This is a genomic window from Caulifigura coniformis (assembly GCF_007745175.1).
GTDB classification, from domain to species: Bacteria; Planctomycetota; Planctomycetia; order Planctomycetales; family Planctomycetaceae; genus Caulifigura; species Caulifigura coniformis.
Genome location: NZ_CP036271.1, coordinates 5,996,038 through 6,022,813, shown reverse-complemented (window position 1 = coordinate 6,022,813; position 26,776 = coordinate 5,996,038). Strand labels below are relative to the sequence as shown.

Annotated in this window: 22 protein-coding genes and 1 tRNA gene; 11 read left to right on the top strand and 12 right to left on the bottom strand. The window is 63.3% G+C overall.

All coding sequences use genetic code 11. The features are described from left to right. Positions 1–59: 59 nt before the first annotated feature. Positions 60–2,141, bottom strand: a complete 2,082-nt coding sequence (locus tag Pan44_RS24305) for a thioredoxin-like domain-containing protein (RefSeq protein ID WP_145034338.1) — start codon at positions 2,139–2,141, stop codon at positions 60–62. Positions 2,142–2,414: 273 nt separating this feature from the next. Here Pan44_RS24305 and Pan44_RS24300 point away from each other — a divergent pair, with 273 nt between their 5' ends. Together Pan44_RS24300 and Pan44_RS24295 are read left to right on the top strand one after the other, a co-directional pair. Continuing rightward, positions 2,415–3,512 (top strand): NADH:flavin oxidoreductase/NADH oxidase, encoded by a 1,098-nt coding sequence (locus Pan44_RS24300; RefSeq protein ID WP_145034337.1) that lies wholly within the window; start codon positions 2,415–2,417, stop codon positions 3,510–3,512. A 116-nt stretch (positions 3,513–3,628) separates the two neighbouring features. After that, positions 3,629–4,618 (top strand): alpha/beta hydrolase family protein, encoded by a 990-nt coding sequence (locus Pan44_RS24295; RefSeq protein ID WP_145034336.1) that lies wholly within the window; start codon positions 3,629–3,631, stop codon positions 4,616–4,618. Positions 4,619–4,624: 6 nt separating this feature from the next. Here the strand turns inward: Pan44_RS24295 and Pan44_RS24290 are convergent, their stop codons facing one another. Further along, complete coding sequence (locus Pan44_RS24290; protein ID WP_145034335.1) at positions 4,625–5,116, bottom strand: hypothetical protein; 492 nt, start codon at positions 5,114–5,116, stop codon at positions 4,625–4,627. A gap of 263 nt (positions 5,117–5,379) precedes the next feature. On the opposite strand from Pan44_RS24290, the gene Pan44_RS24285 reads away from it, so the two are divergent. The 4 genes from Pan44_RS24285 to Pan44_RS24270 all read left to right on the top strand — a co-directional run bounded on the left by Pan44_RS24285 (position 5,380) and on the right by Pan44_RS24270 (position 7,916). Further along, positions 5,380–5,853 (top strand): 3-hydroxyacyl-ACP dehydratase FabZ family protein, encoded by a 474-nt coding sequence (locus Pan44_RS24285; protein ID WP_145034334.1) that lies wholly within the window; start codon positions 5,380–5,382, stop codon positions 5,851–5,853. 75 nt (positions 5,854–5,928) lie between these two features. After that, positions 5,929–6,681 carry a 3-oxoacyl-[acyl-carrier-protein] reductase gene (gene fabG, locus Pan44_RS24280; RefSeq protein ID WP_145034333.1) on the top strand — a complete coding sequence of 251 codons (753 nt, stop codon included), beginning with the start codon at positions 5,929–5,931 and terminating at the stop codon, positions 6,679–6,681. A gap of 278 nt (positions 6,682–6,959) precedes the next feature. Next, positions 6,960–7,346, top strand: coding sequence for an acyl carrier protein (locus Pan44_RS24275; RefSeq protein ID WP_145034332.1), 387 nt, complete (start codon positions 6,960–6,962; stop codon positions 7,344–7,346). Between the two features lie 93 nt (positions 7,347–7,439). Continuing rightward, positions 7,440–7,916: a 3-hydroxyacyl-ACP dehydratase FabZ family protein gene (locus tag Pan44_RS24270; RefSeq protein ID WP_145034331.1), complete on the top strand. Its 477-nt coding sequence runs from the start codon at positions 7,440–7,442 to the stop codon at positions 7,914–7,916. Between the two features lie 96 nt (positions 7,917–8,012). Here Pan44_RS24270 and Pan44_RS24265 read toward each other — a convergent pair whose 3' ends face one another. Beyond that, entirely contained in the window at positions 8,013–9,071 is a 1,059-nt protein-coding gene (locus tag Pan44_RS24265) for a tetratricopeptide repeat protein (RefSeq protein ID WP_145034330.1), read from the bottom strand. Positions 9,072–9,129: 58 nt separating this feature from the next. After that, positions 9,130–12,477 carry a tetratricopeptide repeat protein gene (locus Pan44_RS24260; protein WP_145034329.1) on the bottom strand — a complete coding sequence of 1,116 codons (3,348 nt, stop codon included), beginning with the start codon at positions 12,475–12,477 and terminating at the stop codon, positions 9,130–9,132. 232 nt (positions 12,478–12,709) lie between these two features. Between Pan44_RS24260 and Pan44_RS24255 the strand changes: the two genes are divergently transcribed. Then, positions 12,710–13,756: a glycosyltransferase family protein gene (locus Pan44_RS24255; protein ID WP_197453615.1), complete on the top strand. Its 1,047-nt coding sequence runs from the start codon at positions 12,710–12,712 to the stop codon at positions 13,754–13,756. 7 nt (positions 13,757–13,763) lie between these two features. On the opposite strand, the gene Pan44_RS24250 is transcribed toward Pan44_RS24255, so the two are convergent. Further along, complete coding sequence (locus Pan44_RS24250; protein WP_145034327.1) at positions 13,764–14,423, bottom strand: hypothetical protein; 660 nt, start codon at positions 14,421–14,423, stop codon at positions 13,764–13,766. A gap of 93 nt (positions 14,424–14,516) precedes the next feature. Beyond that, positions 14,517–15,518, bottom strand: coding sequence for a hypothetical protein (locus tag Pan44_RS24245; RefSeq protein WP_145034326.1), 1,002 nt, complete (start codon positions 15,516–15,518; stop codon positions 14,517–14,519). 441 nt (positions 15,519–15,959) lie between these two features. On the opposite strand from Pan44_RS24245, the gene Pan44_RS24240 reads away from it, so the two are divergent. Next, a complete protein-coding gene (locus Pan44_RS24240) occupies positions 15,960–16,595 on the top strand; it encodes a hypothetical protein (RefSeq protein ID WP_145034325.1) in 636 nt (211 codons plus the stop codon). Between the two features lie 61 nt (positions 16,596–16,656). Further along, positions 16,657–17,052 (top strand): holo-ACP synthase, encoded by a 396-nt coding sequence (gene acpS, locus Pan44_RS24235; protein ID WP_145034324.1) that lies wholly within the window; start codon positions 16,657–16,659, stop codon positions 17,050–17,052. 97 nt (positions 17,053–17,149) lie between these two features. Here the strand turns inward: acpS and mqnE are convergent, their stop codons facing one another. The 4 genes from mqnE to Pan44_RS24215 all read right to left on the bottom strand — a co-directional run bounded on the left by mqnE (position 17,150) and on the right by Pan44_RS24215 (position 21,599). Continuing rightward, on the bottom strand, positions 17,150–18,265 hold the full coding sequence (mqnE, locus tag Pan44_RS24230; protein ID WP_145034323.1) for an aminofutalosine synthase MqnE: 1,116 nt from the start codon (positions 18,263–18,265) through the stop codon (positions 17,150–17,152). 150 nt (positions 18,266–18,415) lie between these two features. Beyond that, positions 18,416–19,339 carry an ACP S-malonyltransferase gene (gene fabD / locus Pan44_RS24225; RefSeq protein ID WP_145034322.1) on the bottom strand — a complete coding sequence of 308 codons (924 nt, stop codon included), beginning with the start codon at positions 19,337–19,339 and terminating at the stop codon, positions 18,416–18,418. A 195-nt stretch (positions 19,340–19,534) separates the two neighbouring features. Beyond that, positions 19,535–19,606: transfer RNA gene (locus tag Pan44_RS24220), tRNA-Glu, on the bottom strand. 214 nt (positions 19,607–19,820) lie between these two features. Continuing rightward, positions 19,821–21,599, bottom strand: coding sequence for an ABC transporter permease subunit (locus tag Pan44_RS24215; protein ID WP_145034321.1), 1,779 nt, complete (start codon positions 21,597–21,599; stop codon positions 19,821–19,823). A gap of 333 nt (positions 21,600–21,932) precedes the next feature. Here Pan44_RS24215 and Pan44_RS24210 point away from each other — a divergent pair, with 333 nt between their 5' ends. Next, positions 21,933–23,819 (top strand): vWA domain-containing protein, encoded by a 1,887-nt coding sequence (locus tag Pan44_RS24210; protein WP_145034320.1) that lies wholly within the window; start codon positions 21,933–21,935, stop codon positions 23,817–23,819. A gap of 473 nt (positions 23,820–24,292) precedes the next feature. Here the strand turns inward: Pan44_RS24210 and Pan44_RS24205 are convergent, their stop codons facing one another. Together Pan44_RS24205 and Pan44_RS24200 are read right to left on the bottom strand one after the other, a co-directional pair. Next, positions 24,293–24,784, bottom strand: coding sequence for a zf-TFIIB domain-containing protein (locus Pan44_RS24205; protein ID WP_145034319.1), 492 nt, complete (start codon positions 24,782–24,784; stop codon positions 24,293–24,295). Positions 24,785–24,953: 169 nt separating this feature from the next. Continuing rightward, positions 24,954–25,208 (bottom strand): hypothetical protein, encoded by a 255-nt coding sequence (locus Pan44_RS24200; protein WP_145034318.1) that lies wholly within the window; start codon positions 25,206–25,208, stop codon positions 24,954–24,956. A 398-nt stretch (positions 25,209–25,606) separates the two neighbouring features. Between Pan44_RS24200 and Pan44_RS24195 the strand changes: the two genes are divergently transcribed. Further along, positions 25,607–26,545, top strand: coding sequence for a UDP-glucuronic acid decarboxylase family protein (locus Pan44_RS24195; RefSeq protein ID WP_145034317.1), 939 nt, complete (start codon positions 25,607–25,609; stop codon positions 26,543–26,545). Positions 26,546–26,776: the final 231 nt, after the last annotated feature.

The following is a 26,776-nucleotide window of genomic DNA, read 5'->3' as shown; positions in this document are numbered from 1 at the left end:
AATCAACAACAACAACGCGACAAACAATCATCCGCGGAGGGTCGCGGCCGATCCAGCGGTCAGTTCGCCGACGGATCGACCTTGAGTGAGACCTTGCTGGCCGGGGCCTCGGCGGTCGCACGCACTGGCAGCCGCCAGCGGGCCGTGCCAAATTTGCACACGCCGCCCGTTCCGTCGCGACAATACGAATAAGAGAGCGTCAATTCAAACGTGGCCTGACCGCTCCCGGAAATCGGGATCGTCCAGCGCACTGCGTTGCCGTCAATCATCGCTTCCAGCTTCGAATCGAGGTGTTCTGCAGCAACCAGTCCCTGGCCGGCCGGCGACGACAACCGCACCGTTTGCGGAGCGAGCGTATTCAGCTTGAAGCCCTCGGGGAGCGTAAATGTCGCCTCGACTTCCAGGGGGCCGGACGACTTGACCGTCGTCTCCGCCAGGTCGGTGACCGGTTTCCCCGAGGCCTCGTCCGCGTCGCTTTCAATTTTGGGAGGTGGCGGGGCGGCGAGCCCTTTGATGATGAATTCTTCAGCATGCCGCGACTTCATGTCGACCGACAGAAGCCGATGGTTGTTGGTATCCGCCACGATCATGCGGTCGCCGACGATCAACATGTCGGCCGGCTCGGACAGTTCGACCGGGTCGAGCCCCTGCCCTCGCTTGCCGGCGCCGAGCCAGGTCTCACAGTCGCGGGTTTTCGGATCGACCCGCTTGATTTTGTGGTTGTAGGTGTCCGCCACGAACAGCGCGCCTTCATGAAAAACGACTCCGAGCGGATGCTGCAGGCGGACATCATCAGCGGCGCCGTCGATATCGCCGAATTCAAACAGGCTCCGTCCCTGCGGGAAATCGTGCGGGCCGACAATGGTGACCACGCGTCCGGAGGATCCGCGGCTCACTTTTCGCACCGCTGAACCTTCGCTGTCGACAAAGAACAGGGACTGGCCGTCCGTCGTGATGCCCGAGGGCTGCGCCAGGGCCGCATCGTCACGCGTGCCGTCGAGGATGTCCTCCCGGCCCGAGCCGGCAAATACCTCGATCCGGTTCGTGCCGAGCTTGTGGGACCACAACTGATGCGGACCGGCCATGGCGACATACAGGACGCCATCGAGATGCGTGAGCGCCCACGGGCTGTTCAGGGCCGTCTTCGTCAGCGCTCCCCCTTTGCTGCGCAGCCGCGCTTGTTCACCGGTTCCTGAAAACGTCGACACCGTGCGCCGTTTGACATCGACCGCGCGGATCATGTGGTTCTCGGTGTCGGCGACATAGAGCGTGTCGCCAACCAGGGTCATCCCCTGGGGATGATCGAACGTCGCCACTGCGTAGTCGCCGTCGTTCTTGCCGATCGCTCCCGTCCCGATCACATCGACCAGGTCGCCCTGCAGCGTACTGATGACGATGCGGTTGTGGTTGCTGTCGGAGACGTACAGCCTGTCGTTGGCGGCATCGGCCAGGAGCTTTCCCGGAAACCTGAGAGGCGTAATCGGCGCCTGGTGCCGCTCGAGAGCAAACTTCACCGGCGTTTCATCGAGCGTCCCCTTGGCCCTGTGGAACGCGACCATTTTCCCGATCACTTCGTCGAAGATCTCGCGATGCCCCTCGCCCGGCTGCTGGCCGACGAAGTTCCCCTCGGGATCGATGAGCACCAGCGTGGGCCAACTGCTGAACTGGTACTTCCGGGCGATCACCATGTTGGCGTCGTTGATGACCGGGTGCTCGATCTCATACCGCAGGATTGCGCGGCGGATGTTCTCGGTTTCCTTCTCGTTCGAGAACTTCGCGGCGTGCACTCCGATCACCACGAGCTGCTTGTCGTACTTCTTCTCGAGGTACTTGAGGTCGGGCAGAACGTGAATGCAGTTGATGCAGCAATAGGTCCAGAAATCGAGCAGGACAATCTTGCCGCGCAGGTCTTTCAGGTCGATCGGGCCCGACGTGTTCAGCCACTCCACCCCGCCATCGAGGCTCGGTGCGGGGAATCGCCCTGGCAGTGGATTCTGCGGAGCGTCCTGCGCCTTCATGAATCCGGGAAGGATCGCCGAACCAGTGACGCAGAGCACGACGAGAGCGACCACCAGAGCGCGGCCGGCCCGACCGCGATATCGACGTGAGTGGACCGGTGGATTCGGGAGAACGAGTGCCATCGGGCTGTTCACCTTCAATGCGGACCTTGACATCAGCGCAACCGGCCCGTGCCAATCGCAGACGCAGCATGGAATCTTAGGGGGGGACGGCTCACGAGCCAACGCACGCGGTACGAGGGCATCGTGGTTGCAGCATTCTCGAACTACCTCACGAGCTCCGGGAAACGAACCGTGAACGGCGAACGCAGTTCCCTCTCTCACTGCCGACGGCGAGGCAACGGGGTGGTCGCATTGCGGACCGCACTATGATTCGGACGAAGGGATCGACAAGCCATGAGCAAACTGTTCACTCCCGCCCGGGCCGGAACGCTCGAGCTGCGGAACCGGATCATCATCGCCCCGATGTGCCAGTACTCGGCCGACGAAGGGCGAGCGACGGACTGGCACCTCATCCATCTCGGGCAACTCGCACTCTCCGGCGCGGCGCTGCTGACCATTGAGGCGACGGCCGTATTGCCGGAAGGACGAATCAGCCCGGATGACCTGGGATTGTGGTCGGATGACACCGAGTCGGCACTTGGGCGCGTGCTCGAATCAGTGCGCCGGTATTCCGACATGCCGATCGCGATCCAGCTCGCCCACGCGGGGCGGAAGGCTTCCTGCCGGGTGCCCTGGGAAGGAGGAAAGCAGCTCCGTCCGGATGAGCCCCGCGGCTGGCAGACGGTCGGGCCCTCTGCACTCGCTTTTTCGGAAGGCGAACATCCTCCCGCGGCGCTCGACACGGAAGGTTTGCGGCGAATCCGGGAGGCATTCGCCCAGGCGGCCCGCCGTGCGGCACGGCTTGGACTCGACGCCGTCCAAATCCATGCGGCCCATGGTTATCTGCTCCACGAATTCCTCTCGCCCCTCAGCAACCAGCGCGACGACGTCTATGGCGGGAGCCTCGAAAACCGGATGCGGTTCCCGCTGGAAGTCTTCGAGGAAGTGCGAGCGGCTTTCCCCGCGGACCGGCCAGTGAGTGTCCGGGTGTCCGGAACGGACTGGGCCAACGGCGGGTGGGATGTCGAACAGACAATCGCGTTTGCCAATGCACTTCGTGAGCGAGGCTGCAGCGCGATTCACGTTTCGAGCGGCGGCCTGACCCCGGCGCAGAAGATACCTGTCGCACCGGGCTACCAGGTTCCGCTGGCGCGGGCCGTCAAGGAAGGAAGCGGTCTGCCGACGATCGCAGTGGGACTGATCACGAGTTACGACCACGCGGAAGCGATCATCGCCAACGGCGATGCCGATTTCGTCGCGATCGCACGGACGATTCTGTACGACCCGCGCTGGCCCTGGCATGCGGCCGCGCACCTCGGCGCCCGCGTCAAGGCCGCGAAACAGTATCTGCGGTCGCAGCCAAGTCGCTTTCGTGACCTTCTGGAAGGTTGACGACGCGAGCCGGCGGCGACGAATTGGATTGTCGAAACGGGGCACTTACGATGGCTCCCGAATCGCCCTGCGCCGTGAGACGGCGATTGCTGGTCCCTCTTCCACATGGGAACGCCATGCGCTTCGCCTGGTTCGTCATTGCTGTGCTGGCCGGCCGGATTGCCGGCGGCGAAGAGACGCAACGCTTCATGGCGATCGACACGCTCGCCCCGAAGCCGGCAGCGAGTGACGACGTGCAGGCCTGCCTTGACGGACTCTGCTGGAAACCGCAGTCCTTTGAAGTGAACTGTGAACCGGCGGCATCTGAAGACGCCAATCATCAGGCCGTCCTGCGATTTCCGTCTCCGATCAACTCGGGCAACGCAGTCAATGACCGTGTCGCCGTGCTGTGGTACCAGGCGCCGAAGGATGATGCGCCGGGACTTAAACCAGCGATCGTGGTGGTCCACGAGTCGGGCTCTTCGATGCCGATTGGAAAACTCTTTGCCCGGCTGTTCGCCGGCCAGGGCGTGCATGCATTCCTTGTGCAGCTTCCCAACTACGGCCTCCGCCGAACGGGGAACCGGAAACCGACCGGCGACCAGTTCCTCCTCGCGATGCGACAGGGAATTGCCGATGTGCGCCGCACCCGGGACGCCGTCGCCGCACTGCCGGGGATCGACCCGGCCCGCATCTCGCTCCAGGGGACCAGCCTCGGAGGGTTTGTCGCGTCCACCACGGCCGGCCTCGACAGCGGTTTCGATCAGGTCTTCATCATGGTGGCAGGCGGCGACCTGTATTCGATGCTGCAGAGCGGAGAGCGTGAGGCGGCCGAACTCAGGCGGCGACTCGAGGAGGCCGGGTTCACCGGCGAGAAGTTGCGGGACCTTATGTGGCAGGTCGAGCCGACACGACTGGCGGGGCGAATGAATCCCGACAGGCTGTGGCTGTATTCGGCCGAGCACGACCGCGTGGTTCCCATCGCCAGCGCCCTGGCCTTGAAGAAGGCCGCCGGCCTCGCGGATGACCACCACATCCGCCTCCCGGGCGATCACGTCACCACGGTTGTCTATGTCCCTGTCATCCTGGACCACGTCATCAAGCGGATCCGGGAAGAGAAGCCGTAAACGGGTTCAGGGGGACTGGCAGCGGAAAATCACTTCCGCGCTGGCCGAGCGCGATTCCAGCAGCGCCACCGCCTGGGGATATTCCTTCAGCGAGTTCACTGACTCCGCCCGGTAGACGCCGGGCTTCAGTTCGACCGGGCGCCCGCTGGCCCGGCTGACGACCTGCTCGACGCGCTCACGTGTGAGGGGTTCCGAGACCTGGATCTTCACGAGCCCGTTCGTCGTCCGCTCCGGATCATCTTTGAGACCGTAGTGTTCCGGCGGCATGTAGATGGCGCCGGTCGCAAAGTCGACGATGAACGCGATGACGCCCGGAACCAGGAACAGCAACAGGCCGAGGCCGTCGAGCAGGACAACGCTGGGATCGAGACGTCCGGTCCGGGGCTGTCCGACGCGTTCGGGATGGATCAGCGCTCCGCAGGAGGTCATCCAGACAGGGCTGCCCACACCGGCCACAAGGGTGGCCAGGCGGCGCAAGAAAGTTCGACGTCCGTTCATTCGTGTCGGCAGGGGGCAAAAAACCGGCAAGGGAAGGGAACGGCCCGCACGAAGGGGCGGGAACTTACGCGGACTTTTCCGGCCAACGCAACGTCAACACGGTCACGGATGGCCCTGTCGTGACCATCTGGCGCAGAATCGGCAGCTGCCCGGGGTCGAACTGAGGGGATCCCCCTTGCAAGCAGGAACTCAGACTTGCTTGAAACCTGTCCCCCGATAGACTTTCCGCTTTTCATTCGCCCTGGCCATCAAGGCTTTCGTCCGTGCGATTCTCGCTGATCGACCGCATCTCGTCCCTCGAAGCCGGTCGCAAGATCACGACGGTCAAGTTGCTCTCTCTCGCCGAGGAGTATCTTCAGGACCATTTTCCCGGATTCCCTGTGATGCCGGGCGTGCTGATGGTCGAAGCACTCGTGCAGTCGTCCGCCTGGTTGATGCGTCACACGGAAAACTTCGAGTACAGCACCGTGCTGCTGCGCGAAGCCAAGGCCGTGAAGTTCAACAATTTCCTGCGTCCGGGGCAGACCCTCGAGATTGAGTCGGTCATCCAAAGCCAGAACGGCCACCAGTACACGTTCAAAGCCAACGGCAGCGTGGACGGCGTGTCGACGGTCAGCGCGCGGCTGATCCTGGAACAGTTCAACCAGAAGACGGAGAATCCCGCACTGGCCTCCTCGGATGCCAGGGGGGTGGAGTCTCTCCGCAAGGAATTCGCAGTCCTCTGGAAGGGCAGCTGATCCACGACAACTGCAGATTTCGCAGTTCGTCCGCGGTCACCGATCAACCCTTCCGGACATCAGGAAGCAGGGAACATGAGAGTTTCAGGGAAAGTTGCACTCGTCACTGGCGGCAGCCGCGGCATCGGCCGGGCCATCGTGGAGACGCTGGCCCGCGAAGGGGCTAAAGTGGCGTTCGTCTACAAGGGAAGCCAGGAGGCAGCCAATGCCCTCGCCTCCGAGCAGACCGCCCAGGGACGCGAAGTCATTGCCATTCAAGGAGATGTGGCGTCCACGGAAGACTCGGACCGCATTGTGGCCGAAGTCGTCGCGAAGTGGGGCCGCCTGGACATCCTCGTGAACAACGCCGGCATCATCAAAGACGGCCTGCTCGCCACGATGGAACGCCCGGACTGGCAGGCTGTTATCGACACAAACCTCACGGGCGTCTACAACTTCTGTCACGCAGCGGTGCGGCAGATGATGGGCCAGCGTTACGGCCGGATCATCAATATGTCGAGCGTCGCGGCGGAGTTCGGCAACCAGGGTCAGGTGAACTATGCAGCCAGCAAAGGCGGCATCCAGGGCCTGACGCGTTGCCTGGCGACCGAGATCGGGCGGCGAAATATCACAGTGAATGCTGTGGCCCCCGGATTCATTGAAACCGATATGACTCAGGCCGTCCGCAATGCAGCGGAATCGAAGATCAAGGACGGTGTTCCGCTGAAGCGGCTCGGGAAACCGGAAGACATCGCCAACGCGGTGCTGTTCCTGGCGAGCGATGAGGCGTCCTACGTCACGGGGGTGACCCTGACCGTTGATGGCGGCCTCACACTCGGCGGATTTTAAGACAAGACGACAACTGGAGATGCCGGCCCAGGCCCGGGCGGCGCAGGGACGGAAGGAGTTCCGTTCATGAAACGCCAGGGCGCTGACCGGAGATTCTAGAGACCCGGCTTTTCGTCCCGTGGGTCCGCGCAAGCGGTGGGACGAGACGACCGGACATGTGGAGACGGCAGGCCGGCCACGCACCATCGCGCGGCCCGCCGTGGTGAGTTCATATTGGTGCATCGGCGAAACGTCCCCCTCCAAATCGCGGACGAACTCGCTTTCGGGAGCAGCTTTCCATGGCGTCACAACAAGAGGTGTTTGAAAAGGTTCGTGAAACTCTCGTGGACGCCCTCGGCGTCGACGACGATGAAGTCACGCCGCAGGCCACGCTGATCGGCGACCTGGGCGCCGAATCGATCGATTTCCTCGACATCGTCTTCCGGCTCGAGAAGAACTTCGACATCAAGATCCCCCGCGGCGAACTGTTCCCCGAGAACATCACCGCCGCCGACTCGGGCTTCGTCCAGGACGGCGCGATCACGCCGTCCGGCATTGCCGAACTCCGCAAGCGCATGCCGCACGCGGACATCGACAAGCTCGCCGCGAATCCGAAGGTCGAAAACATCCAGGACCTGTTCACCGTCGACATGGTCTGCAAGTTCATCGCCGGAAAGCTTGGCTGAGTTCATCGAGCCGGTCCTTCCGCGGACCGCTTGCACGTTGCCGAGGCCGGATTCATCATCCGGCCTCGTTTGTTTTCACCCGGAGTTTCACCGATGCGCTGGTTCTGGATCGACCGCTTCCTGGAATTCGAGAGCGGCAAGAGCGCCAAGGCGATCAAGAACGTCACGCTCGCCGAGGAGCACCTGCACGACCACTATCCGGGGTTCCCGGTGATGCCCGGTTCGCTGATGCTCGAAGGCATGGCGCAGACGGGCGGAATCCTTCTCGGCGAGAAGTCGAATTTCGAGCACATCGTCGTGCTCGCGAAAGTGCCAAAGGTCCAGTTTCATCACTGGGTTCGCCCGGGCGACACGCTCATCTATTCCGCGAAGCTGATCGAAGCGCGCGATGAAGGAGGCCTTGTCGAACTGCAGGCCCACGTCGGCGAGAAGCTCGTTGCCGAATGCGAGATCATCTTCTCGCACCTCGATGCCGAGACTGCAGGAGCGGCCGCCGATCAGAAGAACTTCGTCTTTGAGTTCGGCCTGGCCGACATCCTCAAACAAAGCCATGCGGCCAAGGCGCCCTGAGACGACGCGCCCGCGAGATCACGCGTTCACCATCGCAGACCCCGGAGGCTGTCCGGGGATCGACTCGCGCGCCGCGACGGCAGGTGAGACGCCCTCCTACTTCCCCGTCAGCCGACGATTCCAGGCGCTATCGGGATACTGCGACTTGAGGCGGTTCGCCGCATCGGCACCACGATCCGCTTCACCGACGGCCGGCCACAACCTGGCCAGTTGAAAGAGCGCTTCGGCGTGCATGTCCCGCTGAACGGCAAACTCGGGGATCACGTCGACATGCAGGTAGGCCAGGATGGCCGCCTTCGGATTCGCTCCGTCCGAAGCCAGCAGGTCCCCCTGTCGCAGATAGGCTTCCGCCTGAATCGCCGCATCCTGCGGCTTCGCTTCTTCGATCACCTTGTCGACGAGCTTGCGCGCTCCGGCGTGATCTTTCTCCTGCAGCAGGCAGAGCGCCTGACCAAGGATCGCCTCCAACCGGCTGCTCTCTTCCGCAGGCGATCCGGTCGGCAGCGCGGCCACTTCGCCGAAGAGCGCTTTGGCGGCGGCCACATCGCCACGACCGAGCGTCGCGCGAGCGACTCCGATCTTGCCCGCCCGCTGGAACTCGCCCGACGACGATTCGGCGGCCGACTGATAGGCCTGCCGGGCGGACGCGAAATCGTTCGAGGCGAGACTCAGCTCTCCCAGCAGCAGCTCCGATTCGTAGTACCGGAAGTTTTCGCGGTTGGCATTCACAAATGCCTTCATCGCGGCGACGGCGTCCGGCAGCTCTTCTCCCGAGCGAATCGCCTTCCGGGCCATGGCACGCGCCAATCCGAACTGGACGTCGACCTTGAGGCCCTCCTTCGATGATGCGACGGCCTTCACCGCCTCCTGGTACTGCTTGATCGCCTCGTCGTAGGCGCCTGTCGTCGAGCTGCCGCGCCCGAGCTTTACCGGACCGGGCTCCGCATCCCACTCGATGTACGCGATGTCGGCCGCGGGGACCATTTCCTCCTTCATGCCGACCTGTTGCGTAACGGTCACGCCTTCGCGAGTGTTCTTCGTCACTTCGCCGCCCACCGTTTTGTCGGAACTCTTGCGATGCACGAGATCGATCGCGAAGAGAGGGCTCTGAACGGCGACTACAACGAGCGTGGCGATCAGGGACCGGGAAGCCATCACGGGATTTTTCCGTTGAAAGATCGAAGGAATGGTTCGATGGAGACAGTCGAGTGCGCTATGCCGGGCTTTTTGAAGTTCCGGCCGATCGTCGCCTCTCGAGGCGCCGCCGGCGCTTTTCCGACTGCTGCTTATACCAGTAGAAGACCATGCCGCCGGCGGCGGCGAGGCCGACGCCGATGATCAGGGGCACGAGGAGCGCCGACCCCGATTTCACCGGAGGTACCAGCGCCGTGGCCGGGGTCTGCCTGGCCGTCTCGGCGCTTGACGCGGTGGCCGCGACCGGGCTGCTGGTGGCAGGCTGCACCAGCTTCGCGGGATCGCGAGGCAAGGGCGTCACGGGCTGCTGGGAATCCTTGAGGATCGATGCGTAGAGGCGGTTGAAGCGGTCGTAATCTTCTGCGCTGACCTCGGGAGTCGAGCGAATGAATGAGAAGACCGCGTGCCGCGCGACGTCGAGGTGGTGCTTCTTGTCCTGAGGGGCGGCCACCAGCCCGGCCATGGCGATCGCCGCCGCGGCATGATTGGCCCGGGCGTCGATCAGCAGCCGGTTCAGCGCCTCTGTCCGACGCGCGGGGGGCTCCCGCTGCAATCGCTGGATCAGCTTGCTCCAGCCCCACACTTCTGGCGGTGCGCGACGACCGGAAAGCGCAATCAACACCTTGGTCTGCCCCTCGGCTCCCTCCGAAATGCCCCATTCCTGGTAAAGCGTGGCCGCTTCGGCCTGGATGTCCGGAGCGGATGCGTTCTCGGTGAGGAGACCATTCAATGTCTGTTCGGCGGCGGTGAAATCCTTCTGCCGGCGCTGGTTCACCGCCAGGTTCAAACGAATGGCCACCTTGTAAGTCGGCGACGGCAGGAAACCCGGTTCGTCGGCCCGGCTCAGAATTCGGGAGTAGATTTCCGCACTCTTCTGAACATATGTCTGCGAGTTCTCTGATGAGTTGCGGGCATCGTCCGCAAGGCCCGCATACGTCTCCGCAATCCAGAGCAGCGACGTCAGCGACTGCCCCTCGGAACGGGCCGCAAGGTCGTTCAGGAAGTCCTCAAAGGCTTCGCGGGTCTTGGTTGCGCGCTCGGACTGGCCGATCGCGCGGAGCTGATTGAATTCCCGCTGCAGCTCACGACCGAATTCAACGTAGATCGCCGTCAGCGCCTGGGGATTGTCGGATCCGGCCACCAGTTCCAGCTTCTGCATCACATCGCGTGCGGCCTTCAGATCGCGAATTCCCACATAGCTCCGCAGCAACTGCTGATAGGCGAAACTCGCGACCTTCGCGCTTTTCGCTTTCGAGCCGTCTGCCGGCCGGGCCTCTCCTTCTTCGACAGTCACCGCGGCGATCACCGAATGCGGAGCTTTCGTCAGCAGTTCAATCGCACCATCACGTCCTCCGGGGCCGTTGTACTGGCCATCCAGGTTCCGGATCTGGGCGAGAACGAGTTTTCCGAGCACGAGATCGTCGGGCGTGGCAGCGGAACTCGAAAGACTCGACTGCCGCTGCGCGACACCTCGCTCCAGCGCCTTGACCGCCTGCGATTTCCACCCGTTCAATTCTTCGCTGGACGGACGCTCCGCCGCGGGCATCTGCGACGCCTCGACGTAGCGTTTCCAGTACGCCTGGCCCGCGCTGATCTGGGCCGTGGCAAACTGCGAGGCCGCCGGCGGAACTGCGGTCCACCATTTCGCCGCTTCGAGGAACTGTTGCTGGTTCCACGCCGAACGCCCCAGAAGCATTTTGGCTTCGTGAGAGCGATCCGACTCGGGCCATTTGGCAATCATGTGCTCCCCGATGGACCGCATCCAGTCGGATTCGAACGCCGCTCCGCGCGGGCCGGAAGCAAGCGCGGCATCGAGGGCCGACATCGCGAGGAAGCCCGCTTCGCGGGCCACGTCCTGGGATTCACCGGCGTAGGTTCGCATCTGGTGATCGGCAATGACGGCACAGTCGAGATACCGTCCCTGCAGGAAGCGGGCATAGGCCAGCTGCAGGCGGGCTGTCGCCGATTTCTCCGGCTCGGTCCGCGGCGTGCGCAGTGAGAGGGCCAGAGTGAACATCTTCGCCGCCTCGTCGCCCGAGGCGCGAAGGGTGCGCATGATTTCGGCCGAGGCCTTGGTGTCACCGTTGGCGACGGCCGTGCGGTAGGCGTCCCCCGATTTTCCGGCTTCTTCGACAATCGCCGATCCAGCGGCATAGGCGCCTTCGAAATCACGAGGAACGGCCCCCTTGCGATCAAGAGCGACCGTCAACCGCTGGACCATGCGGGCCGCCTGCGCCTTGTGCTCGCCGCCGAGGCGGCTGACCGTTCGCGCCCGCTCCATCGCCTGGCTGAGGTCCGCCCGGCGCTGGGTTTCGCTGCGGGTCCGCTCGTTGCCGAGCGATTCGAGCGCCCGGCAGAGCTCCCACTGGATGCCGATCCCAGAAGGGGTGGACGCGCGACCGGGATTCTGACGCAGCCATCCCTCGGCTTCGTCGATCACGACGCCGTAATCCTTCCGCTGATCGGTGTTCAGGCAGACCAGGCGAAAATGCAGGGCCGTGTCCTTCAGGCTCAACATCACCGACTGATTGTCTTCGTGATCGAGGACCTGCTTGTAGATCCCCAGGGCCTTCCCGGCCTCGCCGAGTTCTTCAAAGCATTTTCCCTCCCACAGGTGTGCGTACACACCCGCGACGCCCTGCGTGTATTTCTGGGCGACGGTCTCGAAAGCGGCGCGAGCCGCCGTCAACGCCTTCTTCCGTTCGTCGCTTCCCGCCGGAAAGGTTCTTGCGTGCCAGTACGCGATCTCGGCCGCGTCGAGCTGCGCGAGCATGTAGCGATCGGCCGCTTCGTCGCGGGCCGCGCGGCGTTCCTTCTCGGACTCCGGAATGAACGTCGGAAACTCCTTGAACGCCTTTTCATGCTGCGTCACCGCCGCCCCGATGATGGCCTGCGCCTGCGTCAGAAAAGTGCGGGCGCGGGTCTGCAATTCACGCTGCTGGGCGGGCTGGCTCGACGCATCGGCATCCCACACGTCGACCTGGGCTCTCCGCTTCAGAAGATCCGCCCGATCGGCGTTCGCGCGAGCCACGTACGGATGCGTCGGGGCCGCTTTGATGAAGCGATCGAGGTTCGTCTCCGCCAGGTCGAGTTGGGCACGCTGCTCCTCGAGCGAGACGGCCCCGCCTCCGCCGTGGATCAGGATCTGTGCCCGCTCGTAAGGAACGACGGTCCGGACATCTGCCGGCGTCGCAGGGTCATTCTCGAGTGTCTGCAGGTATTCGAGCGCGGTGTTGAAATAGCCGCGTTCCTTAAGGCCGGAGAGGAACTTGAGATGCGGCTCGGCCGCGTCGGATGCCGGGGCGCACAGACAGATCGCCATCGCGACGAATGCCAACTGGAAACCGAACTTCTCGCGACGCCTCATGCTGCCCTCGTCAGGGGTCGGAACTGCAACGGTTCCTGAAGAGTACCGGTGTCCCGTCGGCCGGGACAAGCCGCGGATTGGAGAGTTCGGGGGGAAGGTTGCGGCAGAGCTTCAATGCCTCTCGCCGAGGCCCTCCGGAATGAGGAAACAGGGTCAAGTTGACCGGCCCGGCCGGCCGACGCGCATGGATGGAGGGCGCTCCTTCTGTCGCCCGGCCTCGTTGGACGCTCGGATGCGGATTGTTTACGGCTGCAACAGCCAGGGCCAGGGACATCTCGGAAAGGCGGCCGTCCTCGTGCCGCTGCTTGAGGCCCGCGGACACGACGTGCGCGTCATCTCCTCCGGACCGACGCCTCCGGCGAACTATCAATTCTCCTGGCACCAGCACGTGACTGGCCTCGTTTACGCCATCGAGAACGGGCATGCGGACGTCGGCAGGACCCTCCGGAACTGGTTCCATTCCTCTCCCGCGCTGCTCCAGAGCCTGAAGTCGCTCAGGCGGATGATCCAGGAATTCCAGCCGCGACTGATCATCAGCGATTTTGAGCCGCTGACGGCCTCCCCCCTGCTCGACCCGCCGTGCGAGGTCGTTTCCGTCTGCCGGCAGGTCGCCCTCCTCGATCCGGCCGTTCCAACTCCGGCCCCGACATCCATTCACGCCCGGCTCGTCCGCACGATGATCCGGCTGTTTACTCTCGGGGCCGATCGCAAACACGGCTACCACTACTCCCCGCAGTCCCACCGCTGCGTTCCTCCAGTCATCCGGCCCGAACTCTTCTCGTTGCGGCCGACCGTCGGGGACCATGTCGTCGTCTACAACCATTCCTTTGTGATGGACGGCGAGGCCGAGCGCCTGATTGCGTGGGCCAGCGACCGGCGAATTCCCGTTCGCGCCTACGGATTCGACGCGTTTCCACGCGGCCAGGCGGGATATGTCCGCTTTCAGCCATCCAGCCGCCAGCAGATGCTGCTGGACCTCGCCTCCAGCCGGGGCGTCATCACGACAGCCGGGCTGACCACGCCGGCCGAGGGGTTCCTGCTCGGTAAACCGGTCTGCGTCGTCCCGCTGCCCGATCAATGGGAGCAACAGGCCAACGCGGTCCACCTCGAGGATGCCGGCATGGCCATCGGCTCTGATCACTGGGACTATGACCGGGTTCTCGAAGCGCCGACGCCGGCGGACGACGATCCCGGACGACGCTGGCTGACGACCGACGCGGACACCGTGCTGGATGTCATCCTCGGGGCAACCGCCGTCGAAACACGCCAGGCGGCCTGACACCGATTCAGTTGATCGATTCCAGCATCTTGCGGATGTCGTCCGGGAGGCGGCCGGTCATGTCCGACTCGGCATCGAGCTTGTATCGCAGGCCGATGAAAACAGGTCGTCCAAGGATGCTCTGGACGGTCCCCTCGATCAGCCGGTAGCGGACGTTCGTGACAGGATCGAGCGCTTCCGAGAGGTCGAACTGCCGCTCGCGCCCCTGAACCTTCACCAATTCCTTTTTGACGAGCGGCTGAACCTGCAGCGCATCGCTGATGCCATTCTTTTCGCGCAGCATCGACTCGAGATATCGCTCGACCCGCTCGTTCCCCTGCAGCGCATCGCTCCCCACTTCGATCAGGACGAGCATGCCGTCGACTTCAGGCTTCTCGAAGTACGCGGCCCGCATCTTCAGCAGTGACAGGAGCGGCCATTCAATGGCCCCTTTCGGCAGATAGCCCTGGGCCGGTGTGAAGGTGACGATGTTTTCCGCGGTGAACTGCGCATAGGCCGGGTCGTTCGAAACCGTCGGCTTGGCGAGATAGAGCAGGTAGCCGCAGGTCAGGCACGTCGTGCCAAACAGGGCGACCACCGTGTACGCCAGGTACCTCACCCATTTCGGCGCAGGTGTTGGCGCCTCGAGCGAGTTCAGTTCAGCACGGGAGCGGGGCTTTTCAGGCATTCACGTCTCAAAGCAGGTGAGACGCGGATTCTCGGAGAACGGCCTGCGCCGTCAATCGTACGCGGGCCGTGGTTCGACGCCGGACCCGGGAATTCACGCCGACTTCAGGGCTTTTGTGGCGGATTTCTGCGCCGATTTTCCGGGCGATTCGTTCGATGAAGCGACCACCGGGAGCGACGGGGCCGCCTTGCGACGCGAAGTCGCGCCCGCCTCCTGAGTCTCTTTCCTGCGACTGGAGAGACGTCGCGCGATCAGGCTCCAGGCGGTTCGCGACAGCGCCCGGCAGGAACGGGCTCCGCGCAGCGTCATTTGCCAGAGCTTCTGCGGGGAAAGTGACCGGGCCAGCGTCGCCCTTGATGGCCCGAGCAGGAGCACTTCCGCCCAGACCTGACGGACGACCGGCGAGAGTCGGCTGGCCCGGACGGCCCACGGGGTCGCCTCGTTGGAGACGTGAATCACATACCGCGCATGGTGCAGGAGGGCCGAAGCCATCAACAGCGGCCAGAGCGCCCCCGTCGCGTTGCAGAGAAGTCGCACAACACTGTGCGGGAAGAAGCCGGTGGCGACCTCCAGGAGCACAGTCAGCGTGCCCACGAGAGTTGCACTGTTCAGAAGCCACCGCGTAGCCGTACTGCAGGCCATTTCCCGCGAGAGAAGCCTGCAGGCTGTCCCCGCCAGAATCGCGGCGACAGGGAGCCAGGCCATTTCCGCGAGGGGCTGAAGGCGATGGGGAAGTTGAGCGGCAAGCGAGCTGGACCACGAGATATGCCAGCCGGTGATCGCAGAGCCAAACAGCAGGCCCCAAGTCAGGCTCGACCAGATCCACACGCGGTACTGACCCTGGAAATCTTTTCGGCTGTGCGTGCGATACCACAACGTCACGAGTGACAACTGGGTCACCCCCAGCAGGCAGGTTGCCGCGAACAGTCGCGTCAGTCGCCCTGCCCTCAGCCCGATGACCTCCTTCAGGCCACTGTCTGAATGATCGACCGTCCAGCCGAGTCGCAGGACGCCGGCCCACAGAACGAGACCGAAGGCGACCACCAGCCAGTTGATCCACGGTTGAGGGCGGATCAACGAGTTGAGCGGTGTCACGATCCGGGTCGGGGTGGGCGTCTGACTTCGTGAGACCGGGGATTTTCGGGCGGGTGGCTCTGGAGTCGCCGGCGCAACGGGGGCGGCAACGTCTGTCGAAAGAATCATTCGACGTCGACGTCGAGCGCTGCCAGGTCCTGCTCCAAAGTATCGAGCGGCCATCCCATCCGTGCGAAAAGAGTCCTGTCCTGAAAAGGATCGGATGACGACCGCCGTCCGGAACGTTGGTTTCCGTATCAGGATGCAGGTCGCATGGAACCCGCGACGCGCGACTCAGCACGATCCGCGCGGGCCGCGCAAGTGGTCCCACAATCAAATGCCACAATGGCGCTATGCCCGGCCACCCGTCACGCCCACAACCGCGCCGTGACGTTCATTTCCCTTAAAAAACGGCCGGAGGAAGCAGCACGACGATGCAAAGATGATCGCGGCACCGCCCGCATGATCGCTAAACTTGAACAGTCGATCGCGCCGTATAACCACTCGATGCACGAAGCTCCTCCCACCGCCGGATCTCCGAAGACGCCGCTCGCCACGCGCGGGATGTGGCTGATCGCGACGGTCCTGGCCATCGGGGCCCTGTCACTCGCAACCGCCGCCCTGCCCGGCCGGGCCCGGCCGCTGTTTCTGCTGCCCCTCGCGTTCGGAGTCGCGTCCGCAGGCATTTCCATCGCCCTCAGTCGCTCGCTCCATCTGGCCCGCTCGACACCGGTGTGGCTGGTGACAACCGCCCTGGCGCTCGGCGGCTATGGACAGGTGACGGCGTCAGGGTTTCGCCAGTTCCAGGCCGCCAGCGGCTCAGGCACGGAAGCGAATCAGCAGGCGCTGCTCGCCCTCCAGATGCTCAAGGGGAGTGAGCACAAGGATCTCGCGGACCAGATGGAACGCGAACTCGATGCCCGCCGCAGCGACTGGGATCGCTACCTCGCACATCGGTATTCCGCGCTGGGCAAACTCGATCCACGCTCGGCCGCCCCCGCCTTTGCCGTGGAGGTGCTCCTCGTGATCGCCGGCGTCGCCATTGGCCGCCGGATGCTCGACGCGAGGAAGCCGGCCTGTCACTCTGGAACGCTGTGATCGCGTCCGGGCGTGGCCCGGGGCGATCAATGGAAGAAAGCAGACTCGGGGTGGAACCAGGATGATTGTCGGGATCGGGACGGATATCGTTGAAGTGACTCGCATTGGCGAGATGATCGAACGCCACGGAGAACTCTTTCTCCAGCGCGTGTTTACCGAAGGCGAAATCTTCTACTGCCAGGAACGCAAACTGGCGATGCAGCACTACGCCGGACGCTGGGCCGCCAAAGAAGCCGTCATGAAAACGCTCGGCACTGGTTTCAGCAAAGGCGTCGGCTGGCGGGACATCGAAGTCGCTTCCCAGAAAAGCGGCCAGCCGATCATTAAGCTGAATGGCGGCGCCAAAGAAATGTCGACCTCCCTCGGGATCGACGAAGTGCTGATCTCGATCTCGCACTGCCGGGCCTACGCAACAGCGACTGCCATCGCATTCAAGCACCGGATCGGATCGGCCTGACTTCGCTTGAGCGCACGGCAATGAAATCGGGCGCCCGCGTTCGGCAGTTGGCCTTGCTCCGCCGGAGGCGGCTCGACCGCGAAACCGCCTCGGACACCTAAATCGCCTCGGACACCGTCCACTCCGCGCCTGTCCGGTGAACGCGGCGGTAAAGCGTGTCCCGCTCGACAGGTTCGCGCCCGGTCTCGCGAATCAGACGATGAATCTGCGCCACGGTCAGCCCTTCCGGCGTCTTCGCACCCGCGTCGTGATAGATCAACTCGTGCACGACGGTGCCGTCAATGTCATCAGCGCCGAAGCGGAGCGCCACCTGGGCCGTCTGCTCTCCGAGCATGATCCAGTACGCCTTGATGTGGTCGAAGTTGTCGAGCATCAGGCGGGAGAGAGCCACCATCCGCAGGTCCATGTGACCGGTCGGCTTGGGAAGATGCGCCATCCCCGTATTTTCCGGATGGAACGCCAGGGGGATGAACGTCTGGAAACCGCCCGTTTCGTCCTGCAGGTCCCGCAGCCGCATCAGGTGATCGATCCGGTGCTTTGCCTGCTCGACATGCCCGTACAGCATCGTGGCATTCGACCGCAGCCCAAGCTGGTGTGCCGCGCGGTGGATGTCGAGCCACGACTGGGAGTCGGCCTTGTGTTCGCAGATCTGGCTGCGAACCGATTCATCAAAGATTTCGGCCCCGCCTCCCGGCAGACTGCCGAGACCGGCGTCGATCATCTGCTGAAGGATCCAATCGTACGGCTTCTTCGTGAGGTGGGCGAACCAGCTGATCTCCACACCCGTCCACGCCTTGATATGGATCTGCGGCCACGTTTCATGGATCACGCGGACGACGTCCACATACCAGTCGAACTTCCGCTGGTGATGCAGTCCCCCGACGACATGGATCTCCGTCGCCCCCTGTGCCTTGGCCTCGAGCACCCGTTCTCGAACCATGTCGTCTGTGAAGACGTACGACTTCGGCGACTTGAGATCCGAGCGGAACGCGCAGAACGTGCAGCGGTAAACGCAGACGTTCGTGGGGTTCAGGTGAACGTTCGTGTTGTAATACGCGACGTTTCCGTTCTTCCGCTCACGAACGAGATTCGCAAGCCGGCCGAGCGTCAGCAGGTCGGCCTGCTGATCGAGAAACAGGCCATCTTCGGCGGTGAGCCGCTGGCCGGCTTCGACTTTGGCGGAGATGTCAGCGAGTTGAGCTTCAAACGACATGGAACGGGGCGGGCCGCAAACGACCCGGCTGAATGCTTAAGGACTTCATGAGCGGCAGGGCGCTCGCCGCCGGACGTCTGCTGGATTTCCGGCTCCCGCCTGCCCCGCTCAGGAAACCGCAGTCTGGCGGATCGTTTCACCGACTGCGAGTCAGCCGCCGGCCGCGGCCGAATCGTTGACCACCGTGCACGGCGTTTTCCGGCTGATCCGCTTGAGCAGACCGGTCAGAACCCGGCCAGGTCCGATCTCGTAAAACTCGTCGATCCCCGCATCGAGCATGAAGCGGATCGAGTCCTCCCAGCGGACCGGCGAGACGACCTGGTTCACGAGCAACTGCTTCAATTCGGCCGGATCGGTGTGCGTCCGGGCGTCGACGTTCGAGACGACGGGAATGTCCGGCGTCTGCATCGGCACATCGGCGATGGCTTCGGCCAGGCGCTGGTCGGCCGGCTTCATGATATTCGTATGGAACGCGCCGGCCACGGCGAGCGGAATCGGCCGCCCTCCCTGGGCCTGGGCGAGTTCGGCCGCCTTCAAACAGGCAGCGTTCTCGCCAGACAGCACCAGGTTTCCCGGGCACAGGTAGTTCGCGATTTCGAGGGTTCCCTCGGCCGAAGCCGCGTCGCGGATCCCCTGCACCTGCTCGAGCGACAGGAGAAGGATGCTGACCATTCCGGACGGCGTCGCGTCCGCGGCGTCCTGCATCGCCTGACCGCGCTTCTGAACGAGTCTCAATCCATCTTCGAACGACATGGCGCCCGAAAACACGAGAGACGTGTATTCACCGAGGCTCAGGCCGGCGGTCATCTCACAGGCGAGAGCGATATCGGGCGACTCGGCCCGGAGCTGTTCCAGGCAGGCCAGGCTGGTGACGAAGATGGCCGGCTGGCTGATGACTGTTTCATCCAGCTCTTCCGACGGTCCTTCGAAGCAGAGCTTCTTGAGATCGTAGCCCAGAATTTCGTTCGCCTGCTCGTACAGTCGGGCGGCCGCCGGGAACCTGGCGGCAATGGTTTTCCCCATGCCGACGTGCTGAGCCCCCTGGCCGGGAAACAGGAATCCGATTCGACTCATTTTCAGAACTTACCGTGCAGGTTGCGTGGGACGGCGAGCTGGCCCGCAACCGTCCTGGAAGGTCGACACCATAGCGAACAGCGCACAAAAAAACCCGTGGCAGGCCACGGGTTGTCCTCAATCAGAACCGATCGGACCGGCTGTGCTCCTCCACCTGCGAGTTCGCAGGAGATCGAGCGACAGACTGTCGCAAAGTGACCCCAAGGGGATTTGAACCCCTATACCTGGACTGAAAATCCAGTGTCCTAACCGTTAGACGATGGGGCCGGAGTAGGACGACATCGATCGGTAACCCGACCGTGTCTGCGGCTGATTGAGTCTGCCGCTGGCGTATTGATATCGGTTCGCGAGGGCATGTCAAGGCGGCCAAACCAATTGAATGTCCCAGATTTCGGCAGACGGGAAAGTTGGTCCGAAAAGTTGACACCAACCGGACAATAAGGTTCGGACGCGGCCAATCACGTCGATTCGCCGTGATCAGCTAACCTCCAGCAACCCCGGCCGCCAGTTGCCCCGGGTGCTCCAGCCTGCGCAGGGCGTCCGCGTCGAGCCCGGCCGACGCGACTTCGGCCGAGTCGTCGACTCCCTCTCCCCAGGATCGGCCCAGCAGCCGGTCGGCGTTTCTGAGGCAGATCTTCCGGATCGCGACGCCCAAGACGAAGTATCCGACGATCGCCGCACCGAACATCCACGGGAACAATTCCGGAGTCAGCCCATGCCGGGCGCGGAAGTCATCTGTCGGAATCGCCTCGACGAGCTGAACGAGCGTCGCCGGGTTCATCGCGAGAATGGCCGTCACAATTCTCGTCGCGCGGCCGGAGGTGAAGGTTGGCGCCGCCATCGACAGGAATTGCGGGACGAGGCAGATCGCCGCGAGGGCGCCCAGCGACAGGAACACGGCGGAGAGAGTCGACCTCGTCTTCAGGCCAATCCAGAACACGAGCCACATCGCAAATTTTCCGAGCGCCAGGACGACGAGGAGCGATTCGGCGAGATACCACAGCTCGAAACCGTTCTCATCGAAGAGCCAGCCGTAATCGCGAAACCAGTTCTCGAAGAGAATGATCGTGACAAACGGGATCAGGAGGACCATGAGAAGCCGGCGGACGCCGGCCAGCTTCTGCAGAACCAGTTCCTCACCCGAGAGCGGCGTCGCAAGCAGGACGTCGAGAGTCTGCCGTGAGCGCTCGGCCGCGATGACGTTCCCCGCGTGCAACGCCAGCATCGCCGCGGACGCGACCCACAGGGTGTAGTACAGCACCGTCATGGCATGGTGCCCGCGGATCATGTCGATGTTGACCAGTTGGGACACGAACAGGATCGGGACTTCGATGACGACCAGCACTCGCACGAGATAGCGGAATGTTCCGAGGCTCTTCTTGGCCGTCTCCCGCCACGCCACCGGACGATCGACGGGAAGCGGGTCACCGTCGCGAATCAGGACGACTCCACCTGTGACTGTGTTCCATTCGTTGAAGATCCTGTCGAGCGCCTGGAATAGCTGGAGCAGCACGTTCCTGGGGGGAACGAAGGCCCGGCGATGCAGAACTTCGGTGGCCATCACGAGGTAGATCAGGCTCAGAAAGAGCGAGACGCAGACAAACGAAATCATCGCCGGAATCGACTGCACGGCCGGCCCGCCGTTCGCGTCGACAACCAGCGAAGGGACGTAACCGTGGGCGATGAGCGAAATCGGAGCCTGCAGGACGTACACCGCGATCAGCGCTTCGACCGTCGTGCGAAAATAGGACGAGCACATGATCGAAAACGCCGCGTGGTAAATCACAGTGACGACCAGGATGGCGCAGGTCGCCCCCAGCATGACCATGGGAACGCCACCGTACGCGTACGCCACGGCCAGCAAAGGGAACGAGAGCATCACGTACGACAGCGCCGTCACGACGCGACTCAGGAATTTCTGCAGGACGATTTCGTACGGCGAGATCGTCGTCAGCAGCAGGAGCGCCAGCGTTTCGCGCTCTTTCTCCTGGGTGAGGGCGCTGGCGGCCATCGAGGGCACGAGCAGCAGGATCGCGACCTGCTGGATGAAGACGAGCTGGAGGAACAGTTCGCGGCCGACGTTGGGCATCATGTCCCCCCGCTGGCCTCCGCGGCTGAAGAGAATCACCAGTCCCGCCGCGAACAGGAGCGTCGCGTAGACGAAGCGAAAAATGTAGGTCCGGCGCCGGTTGGCCAGCTCCGACAGTTCCTTGATCAGCAGCGGAGTCTCGGGAAGCCTGAAAAACGAACGCCAGCCCATGCAAACCTCGGCGATGGAGATGTGAAGGCAAGTGTAAAGACCTACGCCGCGCCGCCGAACGTCGCGAGATGGAAATCGCGCGATTCCGCGGGAGTACGGTGCGTTTCGACGAACAGGAAGCGACGTTCCGAGGTGAATTCAGCAGGGACGGCGCACCGCATCAAAGGGCGCATTAAGTTGCAGGGAAGCAAGGATTTGCGGCACATCCCCCCATCCGAATCTGTTTGCATGGGGCCGGTTCGGGAAGTAGAGTAAACAGGCGGTCCTGAGTTCACGTGCACTCCCCTGACGGGCGGTGCGATCAGCGGCAAAAAGGGTCTGGAGTCTGCCGGCATGTCGAAACAGCTCGCGAGTGTGCCTGCCATCGGCGTGAGCCTGCTCGTCAATCTGTCGATGCTCATCCCGCTGAATTTCGTGCTGATGTCGGCCGAATCGAGCGAGCCGGTCGCCGAGATCACGAGCCTCGCGGATGAAGTGGGGCAGGAAGAGCTGAGCTTCGAGTCGATGATTCCGACTTCGTCGAGCCAGTCAGGCGATGGCTCCAGCGACGGTGCAGGCCTGGCCGGCGGAACGCTTGTGGCCGCTGCCGATGTCGCCGGGACAGGACCGGCCATTGAGGAGCGGATTGAAGCCGTCGTCATTCCCGACGCGCCCCGGATCGCCGCGACCATTCCCCTTCCATCGGATGCACGCCTGACGGCCAAGGTCGCGATCCGCGGAACGAGCGACAAGGTGGTCGGCGGCGTTCAGGGCACGATGGATCGCATCACGCATGAGATCCGCCAGTCGCTGGAAGAACGGCAGACGCTCGTGATGTGGATGTTCGACGCGTCCGGTTCACTTAAAGACCGCCGCAACGCGGTGACCGAGCGATTCGAGAACATCTACAAGCAGCTCAGCGACGGCGGCCCGACGGATGGACTGTATACGGCCGTCGTCAGCTATGGCGAAAAGACGGAACTGATCACGCCCGATCCGGTCAAGGACATCAAGTCGATCATCCAGCCGATCCGCCACATGAAGGTCGATGAGAGCGGCATCGAGAACGTTTTCACCGCCGTGCGGCTCGCCGTCGACAAGTGGAAGCAGTTCAAGCGGACTGATGGAAAGTGGAACAAGGTGATGTTCATCGTGACCGATGAACGGGGCGACGACGCCGAATCGCAGCTCGAAGATGTGATCTCGCTCTGCAAGCGTTCGGGCGTGCGGGTTTACGTCGTCGGCAACGCGGCGGTGTTCGGCCAGAAGCTGGGGTATGTCCGCTGGAAGTACGAAGATGGGTTCGAAGAAGACATCGAAGTCGACCAGGGACCGGAATCGGCGTTCCCCGAAGGTCTCCAGCTCCCGAACTGGGGGGGCGGCGACTGGCGCACCGGACGCATTTCGGCCAGCTACGGTCCCTATGCCCTGACGCGGCTGTGCGCGGAAACAGGCGGAAGGTACCTCATCACGGACGATACCCATCGCCGACAGTACGATGCGGATGTGATGCGGGAATATGCGCCCGACTACCGCCCGGTGCGCATCCAAGAAACCGAGATCAGCAAGAACGTCGCCAAGGTCGCACTCGTGCGGGCCGCGGAAATGACGCTGCAGGGCGAGCGATTCGAAGTTCCCCAGCTGGAATTCCCGGCCGAGAACGACAACCGGCTGCGTGAAGAGGTCAACAAGGCGCAGATGCCGGTCGCGAAGGTGTTCTACCGCATCGACGAACTCTTCAAGGTTCTCAAGGACGCCGAGAAGGCCCGCAATACGATCAAGGAGCCCCGCTGGCGGGCCTCGTTCGACCTGGCCATGGGGCGGCTGCTGGCGATGCACGCACGCTACGACGGCTACAACCGCATGCTGGCGGATATGAAGGTGTCGCCGAAGACATTCAAGGATCCGAAGAACAATGTCTGGCGGATCGTGCCATCGAAGGAGATCGACATCGCGAAGGTCGGCCCGCTGGTCAAGCAGCGCGGCGACGCCGCGAAAGTTTATCTCAGTCGCGTCATCGACGAGCACCCGGGGACCCCGTGGGCCGACCTGGCGGCTCGCGAACTCCGAACGGAAATCGGCTGGGCCTGGCAGGAAGGGTTCCGCGATCCGACCGGGAACGGCCAGATGGCGCGCAATGGCGCCAACAATACGCCGCGCCTGCTGCTTGCCGACGAGAACCGTCCGCAGCAGATGCAGCGGCCTCGCGAAGAAAAAGAGCGAGTGAAGCCCAAGCTTTGATCGCGGCTCGCCGCGGGCGTCGCCTTGGCTTCCTCGCCGCCTGCCTGCGGATCTCCCACGGGTCTCGAACTGGCGGAGCCAGCGCCGCCCCACTCGGATGCTGTATTCCCCGGCGCCTGCGGTGCGCCGCTCCCCTCAACACCTCCATCCCTTGTTCACGAGGCGCGCAACCGCTCACGAGAGGGTGAACAGTCGATCTTTGGCAATTCACACAGCCGCAGTCCAGTACCTTGGCCCACCCTCGTGGCATGATCCGATGGCCGACACCTCCGCGAATGTGTCACACATGTCACAGGTGTCACACGTCCCTGAATCCCAGCGATTCAGCCCGGTTTCCTGTGTGACGCCCGTTGTCATACCTGTCACAGGTCTCTGGACAGCCATTCGCCGGGCGTTCCGCGCCGGACCGAGAAACGCGACAGGGTGACGTGGGCGAGTCGCTCGCGACGATGAACTGCGGGGCCCGCGAAGGATCACCGCCGTCCGGCGGCCTGTTCGATGCGAGTGAGTTCCCCGGCATCGACCCAGACGAAGCGACACGGAAGGCACGAGTCGATCACGACGTTTCCCGGTCCGTAGTACGGATGGACCTGCATGGGACGCCGGCAGTGCGCGCAAGGCAGTTTTCGCTCGGAGGCGCGGGGATCCAGCGGCTTAGGGATCCGCCCCGCTTCGCGGTAGAGGGCGCGACGGCTGCGAACGGTCTTCGCGAAGACTTCGTCGACGAACAGCATCCCGCGGCAACCGGAGCACCAGGAGACCGACGACTCGTCGATGAGCGCGGCAGTCATGCGGTTCTGGCAGACCGGACAGTCCACGCCGGCGTCGCGACCGAGATCGACGACCTCTTCGAGGAGATTGCAGTCCGGCCTGGGAACCACCCCGGAATCGCAATACTCACAGACGTGTCGCCCGTTCTCCAGCTCCGTCGGCAACGGAGCTCCACAGTTGCGGCAATTGATCATGGATCGGCCCTGGCGCCAGGCCGCCCGTCCACGAATCAACGCGAGAGGTCGGCCGATACGCCAACTTAGGTCGCCGCTGGTTGAATGCCGCAGAATTCGCGGCGGCCAGTCTTCGAATTCGAGCCCGCGGATCCGCCAGGAGCCGGGATGGCCCTCCCGGCCGGATCGGTCAATTGAGATCGGCCGAGGGGGCGTCGTCTTCCGGCTGCCCGCTGGCCTGGGATTCCTTCGCGTCCCAGATGCCGAAGGCTTCAAAGAGGTCCGACGAAATGTGGACGGCCTGCTTCTCGCCGACGATCAGGTTGAAAGTGACCGGTCCCAGTGCGGACCGGATTTCCCTCACAACCAGCAGAGGCGCTACGAGCGTCCGAGGCGGCAACTCAGGGTCTTCGACCAATTCCAGATCGCAAAGGTCGCCGATCATCGGTGTTGTCTCCTGCCTCAAAAAGTAAGCGCGTCGGCCTGGCTGAAGGCTGAAAATCACTGCAAAACCGGGCTGTCAGCCGACCCGTGCCCGTCGTCAAATCGCAGTCGCATCATCAGCCTGATTTCGATTTCCTGCAATTGCGGTCCGAAGGAACTGCACGGAATTCGAAGAACCGGTGCCGGTCGGGGCGACTTGGCAAGATGCGCGAATCACACAAGGCGTGAGGTTTCGCAGGCGCAGGCATGGCCGGAGGGAGCGCGCGCCCGCCGATCGCTACAAGCGTTTCGAGGCCCGCCCTCTCCACCGCTCGCCCCTCAATCAGGGCCGATTCCAATTCCGAACCGGGGGTTCTGCATCTACGATTCTGACGTTCAACCATACGAGGAGCAGACGACATGGCGACGATTCTCGTCACCGGAGGCGCGGGTTTTCTGGGGAGTCATCTTTGCGAGCGTCTCATTGATCGCGGCGACGATGTCATCTGCGTCGACAACTTCTTTTCCGGCCGCAAGGCCAACATCGAACACCTGCTGGGGAACAGCCGGTTCGAAGTGATCCGTCACGACATCGTGCACCCGCTGTATGTCGAAGCGGAGCAGATCTACAACCTGGCCTGCCCTGCTTCGCCGGTGGCCTACCAATACAACCCGATCAAGACGATCAAGACCTCCACTGTCGGGATGGTGAACGTTCTGGGCCTCGCCAAGCGCTGCCGGGCCCGAGTGCTGCATACCTCAACCTCGGAGGTCTATGGCGATCCGGAAGTCCATCCGCAGCGGGAAGACTACTGGGGACACGTCAACCCGATCGGCCCGCGCTCGTGCTACGACGAAGGCAAGCGCGTCGCCGAGTCGCTCTGCATGAACTACCACCTGGCGCACGGCATCGAGATCCGGATCGTGCGGATCTTCAATACGTATGGGCCGCGGATGGATCCCAACGACGGACGCGTCGTCTCGAATTTCATCATGCAGGCGCTGCGCGGGCAGCCCCTCACGATCTATGGCGAAGGCCAGCAGACTCGGTCGTTCTGCTACGTCGACGATCTGATCGAAGGCTTCATCCGCTTCATGAACCAGGAGGAAGAGATCGGCCCGATGAACCTCGGCAATCCGGTCGAGAACACGATGATCGAACTGGCCCAGGCCGTACTCGATGTCACCGGTTCGAAATCGAAGCTGACGAACGAACCACTCCCGAAGGACGACCCGAAGCAGCGCTGCCCGGACATCACGAAGGCGAAGCGCGTTTTGAAGTGGGAGCCGAAGGTCGATCTGCGGACCGGGCTGTCCAAGACGGCCGACTATTACCGGCGGACGCAGTTCGGAAAGTAGTCTGCCGTTTGCCTGATTCCTGTGCAGCCGGCGGAAGCGCGAAGCACAGAGTTCCGCGGCTCGTAGCCCGCCAAATCGCATGAAATCCACGACTTTCGTGGGTTCGCGCATCTTTCGCCGAATCTTGGCATTGAACTTGCCAACTCCGCGGAGAGTCCCGTTCGCTTCTGGACCGGCTGCGGCCGGCCTGCGTGGATGCAGGATGCAGACAGCGCTCAAACAGCGAACTCG

Coding starts and splice junctions, on each gene's coding strand:
- Pan44_RS24305 (WP_145034338.1), bottom strand. CDS start 2,141: ATGGCACTCGTTCTCCCGAATCCACCGGTCCACTCACGTCGATATCGC.
- Pan44_RS24300 (WP_145034337.1), top strand. CDS start 2,415: ATGAGCAAACTGTTCACTCCCGCCCGGGCCGGAACGCTCGAGCTGCGG.
- Pan44_RS24295 (WP_145034336.1), top strand. CDS start 3,629: ATGCGCTTCGCCTGGTTCGTCATTGCTGTGCTGGCCGGCCGGATTGCC.
- Pan44_RS24290 (WP_145034335.1), bottom strand. CDS start 5,116: ATGAACGGACGTCGAACTTTCTTGCGCCGCCTGGCCACCCTTGTGGCC.
- fabG (WP_145034333.1), top strand. CDS start 5,929: ATGAGAGTTTCAGGGAAAGTTGCACTCGTCACTGGCGGCAGCCGCGGC.
- Pan44_RS24275 (WP_145034332.1), top strand. CDS start 6,960: ATGGCGTCACAACAAGAGGTGTTTGAAAAGGTTCGTGAAACTCTCGTG.
- Pan44_RS24270 (WP_145034331.1), top strand. CDS start 7,440: ATGCGCTGGTTCTGGATCGACCGCTTCCTGGAATTCGAGAGCGGCAAG.
- Pan44_RS24265 (WP_145034330.1), bottom strand. CDS start 9,071: ATGGCTTCCCGGTCCCTGATCGCCACGCTCGTTGTAGTCGCCGTTCAG.
- Pan44_RS24260 (WP_145034329.1), bottom strand. CDS start 12,477: ATGAGGCGTCGCGAGAAGTTCGGTTTCCAGTTGGCATTCGTCGCGATG.
- Pan44_RS24255 (WP_197453615.1), top strand. CDS start 12,710: ATGCGGATTGTTTACGGCTGCAACAGCCAGGGCCAGGGACATCTCGGA.
- Pan44_RS24250 (WP_145034327.1), bottom strand. CDS start 14,423: ATGCCTGAAAAGCCCCGCTCCCGTGCTGAACTGAACTCGCTCGAGGCG.
- Pan44_RS24240 (WP_145034325.1), top strand. CDS start 15,960: ATGATCGCTAAACTTGAACAGTCGATCGCGCCGTATAACCACTCGATG.
- acpS (WP_145034324.1), top strand. CDS start 16,657: ATGATTGTCGGGATCGGGACGGATATCGTTGAAGTGACTCGCATTGGC.
- mqnE (WP_145034323.1), bottom strand. CDS start 18,265: ATGTCGTTTGAAGCTCAACTCGCTGACATCTCCGCCAAAGTCGAAGCC.
- fabD (WP_145034322.1), bottom strand. CDS start 19,339: ATGAGTCGAATCGGATTCCTGTTTCCCGGCCAGGGGGCTCAGCACGTC.
- Pan44_RS24215 (WP_145034321.1), bottom strand. CDS start 21,599: ATGGGCTGGCGTTCGTTTTTCAGGCTTCCCGAGACTCCGCTGCTGATC.
- Pan44_RS24210 (WP_145034320.1), top strand. CDS start 21,933: ATGTCGAAACAGCTCGCGAGTGTGCCTGCCATCGGCGTGAGCCTGCTC.
- Pan44_RS24205 (WP_145034319.1), bottom strand. CDS start 24,784: ATGATCAATTGCCGCAACTGTGGAGCTCCGTTGCCGACGGAGCTGGAG.
- Pan44_RS24200 (WP_145034318.1), bottom strand. CDS start 25,208: ATGATCGGCGACCTTTGCGATCTGGAATTGGTCGAAGACCCTGAGTTG.
- Pan44_RS24195 (WP_145034317.1), top strand. CDS start 25,607: ATGGCGACGATTCTCGTCACCGGAGGCGCGGGTTTTCTGGGGAGTCAT.